Annotated in this window: 12 protein-coding genes; 10 read left to right on the forward strand and 2 right to left on the reverse strand. The window is 73.6% G+C overall.

Translation table 11 applies throughout. From position 1 onward, the window contains the following. The 6 genes from ACIWVC_RS19155 to ACIWVC_RS19180 form a co-directional block, all read left to right on the forward strand. Nucleotides 1–408, forward strand: a 408-nt coding sequence (locus ACIWVC_RS19155; RefSeq protein WP_396454396.1) for an SseB family protein, incomplete at its 5' end; no start/stop codon positions are given. A gap of 26 nt (nucleotides 409–434) precedes the next feature. Continuing rightward, nucleotides 435–785, forward strand: a complete 351-nt coding sequence (locus ACIWVC_RS19160) for a DUF6317 family protein (protein WP_396449796.1) — start codon at nucleotides 435–437, stop codon at nucleotides 783–785. A gap of 8 nt (nucleotides 786–793) precedes the next feature. Then, nucleotides 794–1,708: a WXG100 family type VII secretion target gene (locus ACIWVC_RS19165; RefSeq protein WP_396449795.1), complete on the forward strand. Its 915-nt coding sequence runs from the start codon at nucleotides 794–796 to the stop codon at nucleotides 1,706–1,708. A 10-nt stretch (nucleotides 1,709–1,718) separates the two neighbouring features. Beyond that, nucleotides 1,719–2,447 (forward strand): hypothetical protein, encoded by a 729-nt coding sequence (locus tag ACIWVC_RS19170; protein ID WP_396449794.1) that lies wholly within the window; start codon nucleotides 1,719–1,721, stop codon nucleotides 2,445–2,447. 144 nt (nucleotides 2,448–2,591) lie between these two features. Beyond that, entirely contained in the window at nucleotides 2,592–3,599 is a 1,008-nt protein-coding gene (locus ACIWVC_RS19175; RefSeq protein WP_396449793.1) for a lactonase family protein, read from the forward strand. A gap of 70 nt (nucleotides 3,600–3,669) precedes the next feature. Further along, a complete protein-coding gene (locus ACIWVC_RS19180) occupies nucleotides 3,670–5,049 on the forward strand; it encodes an NADP-dependent succinic semialdehyde dehydrogenase (protein WP_396449792.1) in 1,380 nt (459 codons plus the stop codon). Nucleotides 5,050–5,055: 6 nt separating this feature from the next. On the opposite strand, the gene ACIWVC_RS19185 is transcribed toward ACIWVC_RS19180, so the two are convergent. Beyond that, nucleotides 5,056–6,033: an ornithine cyclodeaminase family protein gene (locus ACIWVC_RS19185; protein ID WP_396449791.1), complete on the reverse strand. Its 978-nt coding sequence runs from the start codon at nucleotides 6,031–6,033 to the stop codon at nucleotides 5,056–5,058. Nucleotides 6,034–6,192: 159 nt separating this feature from the next. On the opposite strand from ACIWVC_RS19185, the gene ACIWVC_RS19190 reads away from it, so the two are divergent. Genes ACIWVC_RS19190 through ACIWVC_RS19205 form a run of 4 tightly spaced genes read left to right on the forward strand, consistent with a single transcriptional unit; the run spans nucleotide 6,193 to nucleotide 10,790 of the window. Continuing rightward, nucleotides 6,193–7,410, forward strand: a complete 1,218-nt coding sequence (locus ACIWVC_RS19190; protein WP_396449790.1) for a branched-chain amino acid ABC transporter substrate-binding protein — start codon at nucleotides 6,193–6,195, stop codon at nucleotides 7,408–7,410. A gap of 1 nt (nucleotide 7,411) precedes the next feature. Continuing rightward, nucleotides 7,412–8,311 (forward strand): branched-chain amino acid ABC transporter permease, encoded by a 900-nt coding sequence (locus ACIWVC_RS19195; RefSeq protein ID WP_396449789.1) that lies wholly within the window; start codon nucleotides 7,412–7,414, stop codon nucleotides 8,309–8,311. Continuing rightward, a complete protein-coding gene (locus ACIWVC_RS19200) occupies nucleotides 8,308–10,059 on the forward strand; it encodes an ATP-binding cassette domain-containing protein (RefSeq protein WP_396454397.1) in 1,752 nt (583 codons plus the stop codon). The genes ACIWVC_RS19195 and ACIWVC_RS19200 overlap by 4 nt, the downstream gene beginning before the upstream one ends. Then, a complete protein-coding gene (locus ACIWVC_RS19205; RefSeq protein ID WP_396449787.1) occupies nucleotides 10,056–10,790 on the forward strand; it encodes an ABC transporter ATP-binding protein in 735 nt (244 codons plus the stop codon). The genes ACIWVC_RS19200 and ACIWVC_RS19205 overlap by 4 nt, the downstream gene beginning before the upstream one ends. Here the strand turns inward: ACIWVC_RS19205 and ACIWVC_RS19210 are convergent. Then, complete coding sequence (locus ACIWVC_RS19210) at nucleotides 10,774–12,975, reverse strand: thiamine pyrophosphate-dependent enzyme (protein WP_396454398.1); 2,202 nt, start codon at nucleotides 12,973–12,975, stop codon at nucleotides 10,774–10,776. The genes ACIWVC_RS19205 and ACIWVC_RS19210 overlap by 17 nt on opposite strands. Between the last annotated feature and the right edge of the window lie 113 nt (nucleotides 12,976–13,088).

Genomic DNA, 13,088 nt, shown 5'->3' on the forward strand with positions numbered 1-13,088 from the left:
AATGATTTGCTGAATCACGCGACCCCTTTCGCCCCGAGCGATCCAGAGGATGCGGCCGACCGCCTGCGAAGTTCGCCGCCCGGCACGGGAGAAAGTCCCGGAGCGCCACCGCAGGCGGATAACGGCCGTCGAGCCGTTCCCGACTCCCAGCGGACGTCCTCTCTCGTGTTCGTCCCCACGTCGGCACCGCATTCGGAGACGACGGAACGAACCGGGGCGGCCTACGAGCTGCGGGAACTGAACGAGGGAACGGCGGGACTCGCCGTCTACACATCACCTGACAAGCTCCTCCAGGTGCTGGGCGCGGAGCAGAACTACGTGGAGGTCGAGATCATCGAACTTCTCCGGCAGGTGGCCGGAAGGGTTCCCGTCGTAGTCGACCCGGCCTTGAGATCGGCCATCGGCTAGCGCCATCACGCGAACAGGGGGATGAGATGGGCGGATACCAAGCCGACATCGACGCGATCATCTATGCCGGCCACGGCTTCAAGAAAGTGGCCGAAGAATATAAGAGCTACGCAACGTCCGGGAGCCTGGCGAAGCCCCCGACGGGCGACCCGCACACGGACGAGACGCTCGGCACCGTCCTGGACATGATCTACCTGGTGCACGGGGCCCTCGCGGACGCCGTATGGCAGCACGGGGAGAAACTCCAGCTGGTGGCCGAGAACTACCAGGCGGCCGATGACGAGTCGATCGCCTCCATCATGCAGGCCGCGGTGACCGCCTCCACCCTGCGGACGGACCTGCCCAACTTCAGCGCACTCACCGGACCGAAAGGCTGAGGACCACCGTGGCACCGGACCCGGACCCGGACGCACCGGCCATTCACGCGTTCACTCCCGCCGAGATGCCGGATGTGCGCCCTTACCTTCCCCCCACATGGGGGCACTACGTGCACGGCGACTTCTACGGCCTGCAGAACCTGGCGACCTCGCTCTACGATCTGGCGCTGAAGGGGAACCCGCTCGTCGATCAGTTGCGCGGCACGGTCAACAAACTGCTGGACAGGCAGGACGGGGTGCAGTGGAGCGGCCGGAGCGCCGGGGCCTTCAGAGCCAGTTACGGCCAGGATTCGTCCATGCTCTCCGCACTGGACAAGATAGTGGCCGCCACCGCCGGCATCGTCGATCACCTCGCGGAGAAGCTCGCCACCCTTGAGCACGCGATCGAGCAGGAGGTGAGCGAAGGCCTGGAGAAGGGCTACTTCCTGCGGGGGCACGATTGGGAGAAGACGGGCGCGCCCCGCCCCAATCTCGATTATCCCGGATCGAACACCCTGATGAGCCAATACGTCCATCGAGGCGCTCAGTACATAAAGCAGGCCCAGGAGGCCCGCGAGATAGCCGCCCAAGAGCTGGCGAAGATCGGTGAAGTGCTCCTGGAAATGCTCAACTACTACCGGGGCAAGTCCAAGGTGGGGCAGCTGGATCCCGGCGGGCTGCTGCGGCAGGGGCAGGTCCAGTGGTACTCCCCGCGGATCGACGAACTGAGCAAGCAGCTGAAATCGGAGAAAGAGCACCTTGAGGGCCTGAACCTGGATGCCAAGACCGTCGGAGCGGACATGCAGAAGATCGGCGGAGGGGCGCAGACCGTCGGCGATCTGATGGGGCTCATCGGGCCGCTGAAGCCGGCCGGTGAGACCGTGAACACGGTCGGCGGCGTCGTGTCCCAGCTCGGTGAGGTCACCGAGCATTTCGGCAAGTGAGGTGCCGCCCATGACGGGGCCGCATCGGAACGGCGTGAGGCGCGGCGGGGCAAGGGCCGTGATCGGGCTCCTCTGCGTCGTGGGCGCGGGCGCGTGCGGCCCGCTCTCGGACACGACGGGCGACGGCCGCGACTCCGCGGCGCCCGCTCCGGGCACGCCGTCCGCGGTCGAAACGAACGCGGAGGGCCTTGTCACCGGACTTCCCGAGATCGACCGCGCCGTCTCCGGCGCGCTCCCCGCCGACCTCGCCGGGAGCAAGTTCTGGAGCGACCCGTTCAACAGCCGGACGAGAGAGGAGCACTTCTCCTGGACGGTGCTCGGCGCCCGGCGCAATCGCGTCCTCACCCTCCAGGTGACGCTGAAGGCCGGCATCGCGGAGGCGAAGAAGAAGGCCTCGTACGTGCGGAAAGAGCTGGCGGACGACCGGACGCGCGAGGGGCGGCAGGTCGTGGAGACCGGGCCGGTCGAGAAGGTGGCCAACATCGCGGACGAATGCCTGGGATTCCGGATATCACGCAAGAACGCCGTGAGCGGGGTGATCGGAGACCCCCGGCAGGACTACTCGATGAGCGGCCGCTACCTGTACTGCCGCGTCCAGAACGTCAACATGGTGATCGACTGGGAAGGGCAGGACTACGCCCGTCCTTGGGCGGTGACCACCGGAACCGGGCTGGACCAGGCCACCGCGAACCGCGACGCCCAGCGGATCGCCCGAGCCGTCGTCGCCTCGTTGCGCTGACTCCCGCACTCGGCGGCTCGCCGCGGTTCATCGTGTTCCGCCCGGTCGGGTTCCGGTGGCCGTGTCGCGGGGGATCTCGGGCGCGGCCGGGGCTAGGCTCGCCGTCGGCCGTCTCAGTGTGGATCACGATCGGGGTGGGGCCGGGTGAGCGAGCGGGCGTTCTGGGTGGGCACGTACACCGGCGAGGCCGGGGACGGCGCCGGGATCTACCGGGTGCTGCGGGGCGCCGGCGGGGCGCTGGAGCCGCCGGAGCTCGCGGCCGAGGCGGTCTGCCCGTCCTACCTGGCGGTGCACGGGGGCGCCCTGTACGCGGTGCGCGAGGAGGACGCGGGCGGCGTCACCGCCTACGCGGCCGAGGGCGGGCGGCTGCGGGAGATCGGGCGGCGGGAGGCCGGGGCGCTGCCGTGCCACCTGTCCGTGGCGCCGGACGGGAGCCACCTGGTCGCCGCCGACTACGGGTCGGGGACGGTCCGGGCCTACCCGCTGGCGGCCGGCGGCGGGTTCGCCGGGGACGCCGGCGTGGCCGAGGGGCACGGCGGCGGGCCGCGCGCCGACCGGCAGGAGGGCCCGCACGCCCACATGGCGGTGCACGCCCCCGACGGGACCGTGCTCACCACCGACCTCGGCGCCGACCTCGTCCGGTCGTTCCGCGTCGAGGGCGGCGCGCTGCGGCTCGCCGGGGAGACGCCGCTGCCGGACGGGTACGGGCCGCGGCACCTGGCGGTCCATCCGAGCGGGCACGTGTACGTGCTGACCGAGCTGGCCGCGGCGGTGCTCGTGCTGCGGCCGCTGGGCGGGTACGCGGCCCTGGAGGTCGCGGCCGAGTCGCCGGCGACGGCCGGTCCGGGCACGGGCCAGGGCGCGGCGATCAAGCTCGGGGACGGCGGCCGGTTCGTGTACACCTCCATGCGCGGCGCGGACGTGGTGACGGCGCACCGGGTGCTGGACGGGGGCGCGGCGCTCGCGCCGGTCGCGGACGTCCCGTCCGGCGGGCACTGGCCCCGCGACCTGCACGCGGACGCCGAGTGGATGCACGTGGCGAACGAGCGCGAAGGCACGATCACGACCTTCCGGATCGGCGGCGACGGCGTCCCGGTGCCGGCCGGAACGCCCCTCGCCGTGCCGTCGCCGGTGTGCGTGGTCCCCGCCTGACGGGCGTTTCCTGGGAGGCCACCCGGGCACGTGCCGGTCAACGGACCGGACTATCAGGGAGCATCCCGACATGACGACGATCGCGACGACCAACCCCGCGACGGGCGAGGTCGAGAAGACCTTCGACGCCCACACCGACGAGGAGGTCGACCGCCGCATCGCGCTGGCGGCTGAGACGTTCGCCTCCTACCGGCACACGCCCTTGGAGCGGCGCGCGGAGTGGATGAACGCGGCGGCGGACATCCTCGACCGGGAGGCCGAGCAGATCGGCGCGATGCTGACGACGGAGATGGGCAAGACGCTGAAGGCCGCCGGGGCGGAGGCGCAGAAGTGCGCGAAGGCGTGCCGGTACTACGCCGGGCACGCGGCCGAGTTCCTCGCCGACCGGCGGCCCGCCGGGGCGGCAGACGTGGGGGCGTCCGACGCCTACGTCCGCTACGAGCCGCTCGGGCCGGTGCTGGCGGTCATGCCGTGGAACTTCCCGCTCTGGCAGGTGATCAGGTTCGCGGCGCCGGGGCTGATGGCGGGGAACACGGGGCTGCTGAAGCACTCCTCGAACGTCCCGCAGACGGCGCTGTTCCTGGAGGACCTGTTCCGCCGCGCCGGGTTCCCCGAGGGCGCGTTCCAGACGCTGCTGATCGGTTCGGCGAAGGTCGAGCGGGTGCTGCGCGACCCGCGCGTGAAGGCCGCGACGCTGACCGGGAGCGAGCCCGCCGGGCGGTCGGTCGCGGCGATCGCCGGGGACGAGATCAAGCCGAGCGTGCTGGAGCTCGGCGGCAGCGACCCGTTCGTGGTGATGCCGTCCGCCGACATCGAGGCGGCGGCGCGCACGGCGGCGGAGTCGCGGTGCCTCAACAACGGGCAGAGCTGCATCTCGGCGAAGCGGTTCATCGCCGACATCGGCTGCGCCGACGAGTTCGAGCGGCTCTTCGTGGAGAACATGCGCGCGCAGAAGGTCGGCGACCCGATGGACGACGCCACCGACGTCGGCCCCCTCGTCAGCGAGGAGGGCCGCGCCGAGGTCGAGGCGCTGGTCGCGGACGCCGTGGAGAAGGGCGCGACGGTGCTGTGCGGCGGGGAGCGCCCGGCCGGGCCGGGCTGGTTCTACCCGCCGACCGTGGTCTCCGGGGTGACGCCCGGGATGCGCATGTACCACGAGGAGGTCTTCGGGCCGGTCGCGTCGCTGTTCCGGGTGCGCGGGGTGTCGGAGGCGGTGGAGCTCGCGAACGCGACGGGCTTCGGGCTGGGCTCGAACGCCTGGACGCGGGACGCCGCCGAGCGGGAGCGGTTCGTCCGCGAGCTGGACGCCGGGCAGGTGTTCGTCAACGGCAAGACGACGTCGTACCCGGAGCTGCCGTTCGGCGGGGTGAAGCGCTCCGGCTACGGGCGGGAGCTGTCGGCGGACGGCCTGCGCGCGTTCTGCAACGCCAAGACCGTGTGGGTCGGCTGACCCGGCTCACAGCTCCACGCGCCGGCCGACGCCGGCCTCGCGGGCGCGCTCCACGATGACGGACGCGGCGGCGGTGTCCTGCACGCCGATCCCGACGCTGTTGTAGAAGACGATGCCGCCCGGGTCCTCCCGGCCGGCGGCGAGGCCCGCGACGACCGGACCGAGCGGCCGGACGTCCGCGGGGCTCAGGTGCCCGGCGCGGACGGCGGCCACGACGGGGCCGGCGTGGTCGAGGGCGGTGGGCACGTCGTCCACGACGATGGCGGCGGCGCGGGTGAGGACCTCGTCGTCCACCTCCGCGCGGTCCGGCGCGAACGAGCCGACGCTCAGCACCGTGCACCCGGGGCCGAGCCACGCGCCGAGGACGACCGGTTCGGCGCTGGTGGTGGCGGTGACGACGATCTGCGCGCCCTCGACCGCCGCGCGGGCGGACGCCGCCCGCTCGACCGGCGTCCCCAGCTCGGCCGACAGCTCGGCGGCGGCGGTGCAGGTGTCGGGGTGGCGGCAGGCGACGGCGGCCCGCTCGATCGGGCGGACCGCGGCCATCGCCCGGACGTGCGCGCGGCCCTGCACGCCGCAGCCGACCACCGCCAGGCGGGACGCGTCCGGGACCGCGAGGTGGTCGGCGGCCACCGCGCTCGCCGCCGCGGTGCGCAGCGTCGTGACGGCCTCCCCCTCGATGATCGCGACGGGCCGCCCGTCCACCGGGTCCTGGACGGTCACGAGCGCGGCGACGGTCGGCAGCCCGCGCGCCGCGTTGCCCGGGTTGACGCTGCCGAACTTGGCGACCGCGCCGGTGCCGGGCAGCCGGGAGACGTAGCAGAACGCGACGTCGCCGCCCGGGCCGTCCAGCAGCAGCCGGGGCGCGAGCCGCGCCTCCTTGCGGCCGAGCGCGCCGAACGCGGCCCGCTGCGAGGCGATCGCCGCCGGGAGGTCGAACACCGCGCGCACGTCGGCCGCGGACAGCAGCAGGACATCGGCCATGGGGTGATCCTCGCGAGGACGCGGCGGCGCTGTCGAGGGCGGAAGGGCAAGCGGTTCTTACCGATCACTACATGAGATCGCATGCTCGGCCGCCTCGACGGCCGTCCCGGGACGTTCCACGCTGACATCATCCGGCCCGCGAGCGACGGAGATGCGCCGATGACCTCGCCGATGAACCAGCCGGCACCGCGGGACCGCGGCCGCCGGTTCCGCCTCCTCACCGCGACCGGCGCGGGGCTGCTGCTCGTGCCGCTCGCCGCGGCCTGCGGCTCGGACGGCGCGGGCGGGTCCGGCCCCATCAAGATCGGCGTCCCGGCGCCGCTGAGCGGGGACTCGGCCTCGGCCGGGCAGGACATCCTCGCCGCCGCGAAGGTCGCCGCCGCCGAGATCAACCGGGCGGGCGGCGTGGACGGCCGCGAGATCGAAATCGTGCAGGCCGACGACCAGTGCAGCGCCCAGCAGGGCGCGCAGGCGGCGCAGAAGCTGCTGAACAGCGGGGTCGTCGCCGTCGCGGGCGGGTACTGCTCGGGCGCCGCGGTGCCGGCCATCCCGATCTACGGGCGGCGGAACGTCCCGTTCGTGATGGACGCGTCGACGAACCCGTCCCTCACCGACACCGGCAAGGGCAAGGTGTTCCGCACCTGCGGGCGCGACGACAACCAGGGCGTGGTCGCCGCGAAGTTCATGACGGGCGAGCTGCGCGCCAAGCGGATCGCGCTGCTGCACGACAACACCACCTACGCCAAGGGCCTCGCGGACGCGACGGCCGACTCGCTGAAGCAGGTCGGCGGGCAGGTCGTCTACGAGGACGCGCTGCAGCCCGGCCAGTCCGACTACAGCCCCGTCCTGACGAAGATCGCCTCGACGCGGCCCGACGTGCTGTACTTCACCGGCTACTTCGCCGAGGCGGGCCTGCTGATGAAGCAGCGCAGGCAGCTCGGGCTGAAGTTCACGCTGATGGGCGGGGACGCGACGACCGACTCGACCGTCCTGAAGACCGCCGGCCCGGCCGCCGACGGCTACATCGCGACGACCGCGCCGCTCGCCAAGGACCTGCCCGCCGCGGGGAAGTTCGTGTCGGCCTACAAGTCGGCGAACGGCGCCGACCCCGGCCCGTTCTCGGTGTACGAGTACGACGCGGTGAAGGTCGTCGCGAAGGCCATCGACGACGCCGGCTCCACGAAGGGGCCGGACATCACCGAGGCCCTGCACAAGATCGCGAACTTCCCCGGCATCACCGGGCCGATCACGTTCGACGAGAAGGGCGACCGGACCGACCCGCTCTACATCACCGTCCGCGTCCGGGACGGGGCGTTCACCGCCTACAAGAAGCTCGACAAGAGCGGCGCCACCTGGGTGGACGCCAAGACGTCGTGACATGACCGAGTTCGTCCAGTACCTGGTGAACGGGCTGACGATCGGGGCGTTCCTGTCGCTGATCGCGCTCGGCTACTCGATGATCTACGGGGTGGTCCGGCTGATCAACTTCGCGCACGGCGACGTGTTCATGATCGGGGCGTTCGCCGGGTTCGGGACGCTGACCGCGCTCGGCGCGACCGGCGGGATGGCGCTGCCCGCGATCGTCGCGGCCGTGCTGGTCGGCGCGCTCACCACCGGCGCCGTCGGCACCGGGATCGCGAAGGCCGCCTACGTCCCGCTGCTGTCGTCGCCGCGCCTGGCGCTGCTGATCTCGGCGATCGGAGTGTCGCTGGCGCTGGAGGAGGGCGTGAAGGTCCTCACCCACGCCCGGTTCAAGTCGTACCCGAACGCGCTGGACGGCGGCCGCATCTTCAGCGGCGCCGTCCACGTCACCTGGGGCCAGCTCGCCCTCGTCGTGCTGTCGGTGGTGCTGATGGCGGCGCTCTGGCTGTTCGTCACCCGGACCATGACCGGGACGGCGATGCGCGCCCTCGCGATGGACCGCGACGCCGCCCGGCTGCAGGGCATCAACGTGGAGCGGCTCATCCTGGTCACGTTCTTCATCGGCTCGCTGCTGGCGGGCGCCGCCGGGGTCATGTACGGGCTCTACTACGTGCAGATCAGCTTCGGGATGGGGTTCCTCATCGGGCTGCGCGCGTTCACCGCCGCCGTGCTCGGCGGCATCGGGAACCTGCCGGGGACGATGGTCGCGGGCGTCGCGATCGGGCTGGTCCAGTCGTTCTCCGCCGGGTACGTCTCGTCCCGCTGGACGGACGTGATCATCTTCGGGCTGCTCATCGCGGTGCTGGCGCTGCGGCCGACCGGCCTGTTCGGCGAGCGCGTCGTGGAGCGCGCATGAGGCGGCCGGCGGGCGCGGGGGCGGCCGTCCGGTACGGGGGCTGGCCGCTGCTGGTGGTGCTGGCGCTCGCCGCCGGGCAGGGCTTCGACGACTACGCGCTGACGGTCGCCGGGACGATCCTGGTCTACGCGATCCTCGGGCTCGGCATCAACATCGTCGTCGGCTACGCCGGGCTCCTGGACCTCGGCTTCGCGGCGTTCTTCGCGATCGGCGCCTACACGTCCGGGCTGCTGATGCTCAAGCTCGGCTGGGGCTTCTGGCCGACCCTGCCCGCCTCGATCGCGGCCGCCGCCGTCGCCGGGGCGGTGATCGGATACCCGACGCTGCGGCTGCGCAGCGACTACCTCGCCATCGTCACGCTCGGCTTCGGGGAGATCATCCGGATCACGGTGGTGAACCTGGAGGTCACCGGCGGGCCGAACGGGCTGACCGGGATCCCGCCGGTGTCGGTCGGCGGCCGGCAGATCGTCCTGCCGCAGGACTTCTTCTACCTCGCGCTCGCGTTCTTCGTCGCGGTGCTGGCCGCGACGGCGCTGCTGGCCCGGTCGCGCCTCGCCTACGCGTGGCGCGCGATCCGGGCCGACGACACGGCGGCGGAGGCGGTCGGCGTCCCCGCCCGCCGGGTGAAGCTGCTCGCGTACGTGCTCGGCGCCATGGTCGGCGCGGTCGCCGGGCCGCTGAACGCGGCCCAGCTCGGCACCGTGGACCCGTCCAGCTTCACCTTCCTGACCTCGCTGATGATCCTGCTCGTGGTGATCATCGGCGGGATGGGGTCCCGGCCGGGCGTCATGATCGGCGCGGTCGTGATCGTGGCGCTGCCGGAGGTGCTGCGGACCGTCCAGGAGTACCGGGGGCTGTTCTTCGCGCTGCTGCTCATCCTCATCGTGATCCTCCGCCCGCAGGGGGTGTGGCCGTACCGGCCGCGCCGCCTGCGCCTTCCCGACGCGGCGGGGCCGGCCCCGGAGCCGCCGTCCGCGCCGGGGACGCTCCTGGAGGTGGAGGGCCTGTCCCGGAGGTTCGGCGGCGTCACCGCCGTGGACGGGCTCTCCCTCCGCGCGGACGCCGGGCAGGTGGTGAGCGTGATCGGCCCGAACGGCGCGGGCAAGACGACCGCGTTCAACTGCATCACCGGGATGATCCCGCCGTCCGCCGGGACCGTCGTCCTCGCGGGGCGGAGCGTGCGGGGGCTGTCCCCGCACCGGGTGGCCGCCGCCGGGCTCGCCCGGACGTTCCAGAGCATCCGGCTGTTCGACGGGATGACGGTCGCGGAGAACGTGCTGATCGGCCGGTTCGCCCGGGACCGGGGGCTGCTGCGCCCGCTGTCGCGCGCCGACCTGGACGCGGTGCGGCGCTGCCTGGACTTCGTCGGCCTGCTCGACGCGGCGGACCGGCCGGCGGGCGGGCTCCCCTACGGCGACCGGCGCCGGCTGGAGATCGCGCGGGCCCTCGCGGCCGAGCCCCGCGTCCTGCTGCTGGACGAGCCGGCGGCGGGCGCGAACCCGACGGAGAAGCGGGCGCTGATGGCGCTGATCGCGCGGATCAGCGCGCTCGGCGCCGCCGTCGTGCTGATCGAGCACGACGTCGCGCTGGTCATGTCGATCTCCGACCGGGTGACCGTCCTGGAGTACGGGCGGACGATCGCCGAGGGGCCGCCCGCCGAGGTCCAGGACGACCCGCGCGTCATCGCCGCCTACCTCGGCGTCCCGGACGACCCGGAGACCGACCTCGTCACGGAGGTGCTGCGGTGACGCTCCTGCGGGTGAGCGGCCTGCACAGCCGGTACGGGTCGGTGGAGGCGCTGTCCGGCGTCTCGTTCGAGGTCGGCGAGGGCGAGATCGTCGCGCTGCTCGGCAGCAACGGCGCCGGCAAGACGACCGCGCTGCGCACGGTCACCGGCCTGCACCGCGCCCGGTCGGGGCGCGTCGAGTTCGCCGGCCGCGACATCACCCGGCTCGGCGCGCACCGGGTCGTCGCCGCCGGGCTCGGGCACGTCCCGGAGGGGCGGCGGGTGTTCCCGGCGCTGAACGTCGCGGAGAACCTGCTGCTCGGCGGTTACCTGCGGCGCCGCGACCGGGCGGCCGTCGCGGCCCGCCGCGAGGAGGTCTACGCGATGTTCCCCCGGCTCGGCGAGCGGCGCGGGCAGCTCGCGGGCCTGCTGTCGGGCGGCGAGCAGCAGATGCTCGCGATCGGCCGGGCGCTGATGCTGCGGCCCCGGCTGCTCGCGCTGGACGAGCCGACGATGGGGCTCGCGCCGCGGACGGCGCAGCAGGTGCTGGGGGTCGTCCGGGAGATCAGGGACCAGGGCACGACGATCCTGATCGTGGAGCAGAACGCGCACCAGACGCTGCGCCTCGCCGACCGCGCCTACGTCCTGGAGACCGGCCGGATCGTCCTGGAGGGCCCGGCCGCCGAGCTCGCCCGGGACGACCGCGTGAAGGCCGCCTACCTCGGCGGCGACCCGGTCATAGAAGGGACTTGACGAGCTTCTCGGCCGCGTCCTCGATCGCCTTCTCGGAGAGGAGGACGTGGCCGGCGGCGTCGCCGAGCGGGATGAAGCTGTCCTCGCTCGCGACCCTGGCCGCGCGCCCCCGGAACCCCGCGTCGGCGAGCGCGGCCAGGACGGCCTCGGAGACGCCGCCGGTGCGGCGCGTCTCGTCCGCGACCAGGACGGCGCCGGTCGCGCGCGCCTCCCGCAGCAGGTCCTCGACGGGCAGCGGGGCAAGCCAGCGCAGGTCGAGCACCCGGCAGCGGACGCCCCGGGCCGCGAGGCGGCGCGCGGCGCGCAGGCTCATGCGCAGGCCGTTGGCGAACGTGACGACGGTCACGTCGCGGCCGTCCCCGTAGGTGCGGGCCCGGCCGAGCGGCACCGTTCCCCCGGCCGGGGCCAGCCAGCCGCCGTCGCCGTCCTCGTGCAGGTCGCGGACGTGGTAGAGCGCGATGGGCTCCAGCACCACGCAGACGCGGCCGGCGGCCTGTGCGGCGTCCGCGCAGGCGCGCAGCGTCCCGGCGGCGTCGTCCGGGCGGGACGGCGAGGCGATCACAAGGCCCGGGATGTCGCGGAGCGCTGCCACCGCGTTGTCGTTGTGGAAGTGGCCGCCGAAGCCCTTCTGGTAGGCGTAGCCGGGGATGCGCACGATCATCGGGTTGCGGTAGCGGCCCGAGGAGAAGAACGGCAGCGTCGCCGCCTCGCCCCGAATCTGGTCGGCGGCGTTGTGCAGGTACGCGAGGTACTGGATCTCCGGGACCGGCAGCATCCCGGCGAGGCCGAGACCGAGCGCGAGGCCGAGGATCGACTGCTCGTCCAGGATCGTGTCGAACACCCGCGCGGCCCCGGCCCTCCCCAGCAGCCCGCGGGTGACGCCGTACACGCCGCCCTTGCGCGCCACGTCCTCGCCGAACACGACCATGCCGGGCCGCTCGTCGAGCAGTTCCCCGAGCGTCCGGTTGATCGCCTGCGCCACCGTCACCCCCTCTCCCCCTCCCCCGCGGGCGTCCCCCGGGCCGGGGGCGCCCGTCCCGGACGCCGCGGGCGCGGAGCCGGGAGGCGTGCGCGCAGGCCGGGCGCCGGGGGTCTCCGCCGCGGTGCGCCGGAGCGGCGCCATGACCTCGGCGGCGGACGAGAGGCGGGGCGCGTCGGCGACCTCCTCGGCCAGGGCCATGACCTCGGCGCGTTTGGCCTCGTAGCGCTCGATGATCTCGGCGGGCGTCGCCACCCGCCGCTCGACGAGGAGGCGGGCGGTCCGCAGCAGGGGGTCGCGGTCGAGGTCGGCGGCCAGCTCGGCGGGCGTCCGGTACGAGGATTCGACGTCGGAGCCGGCGTGGCCCATCAGGCGGACGGTGCGCAGGTGCAGGAACGCGGGGCGGCGCCGCTCGCGGACCCGCGCCGCGGCCCGCGCCGAGACCGCGTGGGCGTCGGCGAGGTCGCAGCCGTCCGCGTGGAAGTAGGCGAGGCCGGGGCGGGAGCCGTAGGCGGCGCGGATCCAGCCGGGCGGGGTGCGGACGCTGATGCCGATGCCGTTGTCCTCGCAGACCAGGAGGAGCGGCATGGGGAGGCCCTGGTAACCGCAGTTGACAGCGGCGTTGATGGCGCCCGCGGCGGTGGAGTGGTTGGCGGAGGCGTCGCCGAAGCTGCACACGGTCACGGCGTCGCGCGGCCACGGCGTCCCGAGGCCCAGGCGTGCGGCGCGCTCGATCGCGAACGCCACGCCGAGCGCGCGCGGCAGGTGCGAGGCGACCGTGGACGTCTGCGGGACGACGTTCAGCCGGTGGCTGCCGAAGACCTTGTGGCGTCCGCCCGCGATGGGCTCCTCCGCGGCGGCGACCAGGCCCAGGAGCACGTCGCGCAGCGGGGTCCGGCCGGGCACCTGCCGTGCGCGCTCCAGGAAGAACGCGCCGGAGCGGTAGTGCAGCAGCGCGGGGTCGCCGGGACGGAGCGCGGCGGCGACGGCGGCGTTGCCCTCGTGCCCGGACGAGCCGATCGTGTAGAAGCCGCGGCCCCGTGCCCGGAGCCACCGCGCGGCGAGGTCGAGGTGCCGGCTGCCGAGCTGGGCGTCGAACAGCTCCAGGAGGCGTTCGCCGCTCAGCGGCCCGGCGGGGGCGGGCGGGCCCGGCGGCGCCAGGGCGGCGGCCGCCTCCAGGAAATGGGCGTCGGCGGGTTCGGCCATGCGTCGAGCATCGGACGCGGGCGGCGCCGGGGCCAAGCTCGGCGAGGCCGCGAACCGGTTGGGACTTGGCCAAGGATCGCTTAACCCCCGTGCGGGCAGAGGCTCAGCCGTGC

Source organism: Actinomadura sp., from assembly GCF_044508335.1.
Classification (GTDB): Bacteria; Actinomycetota; Actinomycetes; order Streptosporangiales; family Streptosporangiaceae; genus Spirillospora.

What these genes read in the sequence shown, in the direction of transcription:
- ACIWVC_RS19180 (WP_396449792.1), top strand. Translation starts at nt 3,670, where the DNA reads ATGACGACGATCGCGACGACCAACCCCGCGACGGGCGAGGTCGAGAAG.
- ACIWVC_RS19195 (WP_396449789.1), top strand. Translation starts at nt 7,412, where the DNA reads ATGACCGAGTTCGTCCAGTACCTGGTGAACGGGCTGACGATCGGGGCG.
- ACIWVC_RS19210 (WP_396454398.1), bottom strand. Translation starts at nt 12,975, where the DNA reads ATGGCCGAACCCGCCGACGCCCATTTCCTGGAGGCGGCCGCCGCCCTG.
- ACIWVC_RS19185 (WP_396449791.1), bottom strand. Translation starts at nt 6,033, where the DNA reads ATGGCCGATGTCCTGCTGCTGTCCGCGGCCGACGTGCGCGCGGTGTTC.
- ACIWVC_RS19160 (WP_396449796.1), top strand. Translation starts at nt 435, where the DNA reads ATGGGCGGATACCAAGCCGACATCGACGCGATCATCTATGCCGGCCAC.
- ACIWVC_RS19200 (WP_396454397.1), top strand. Translation starts at nt 8,308, where the DNA reads ATGAGGCGGCCGGCGGGCGCGGGGGCGGCCGTCCGGTACGGGGGCTGG.
- ACIWVC_RS19170 (WP_396449794.1), top strand. Translation starts at nt 1,719, where the DNA reads ATGACGGGGCCGCATCGGAACGGCGTGAGGCGCGGCGGGGCAAGGGCC.
- ACIWVC_RS19190 (WP_396449790.1), top strand. Translation starts at nt 6,193, where the DNA reads ATGACCTCGCCGATGAACCAGCCGGCACCGCGGGACCGCGGCCGCCGG.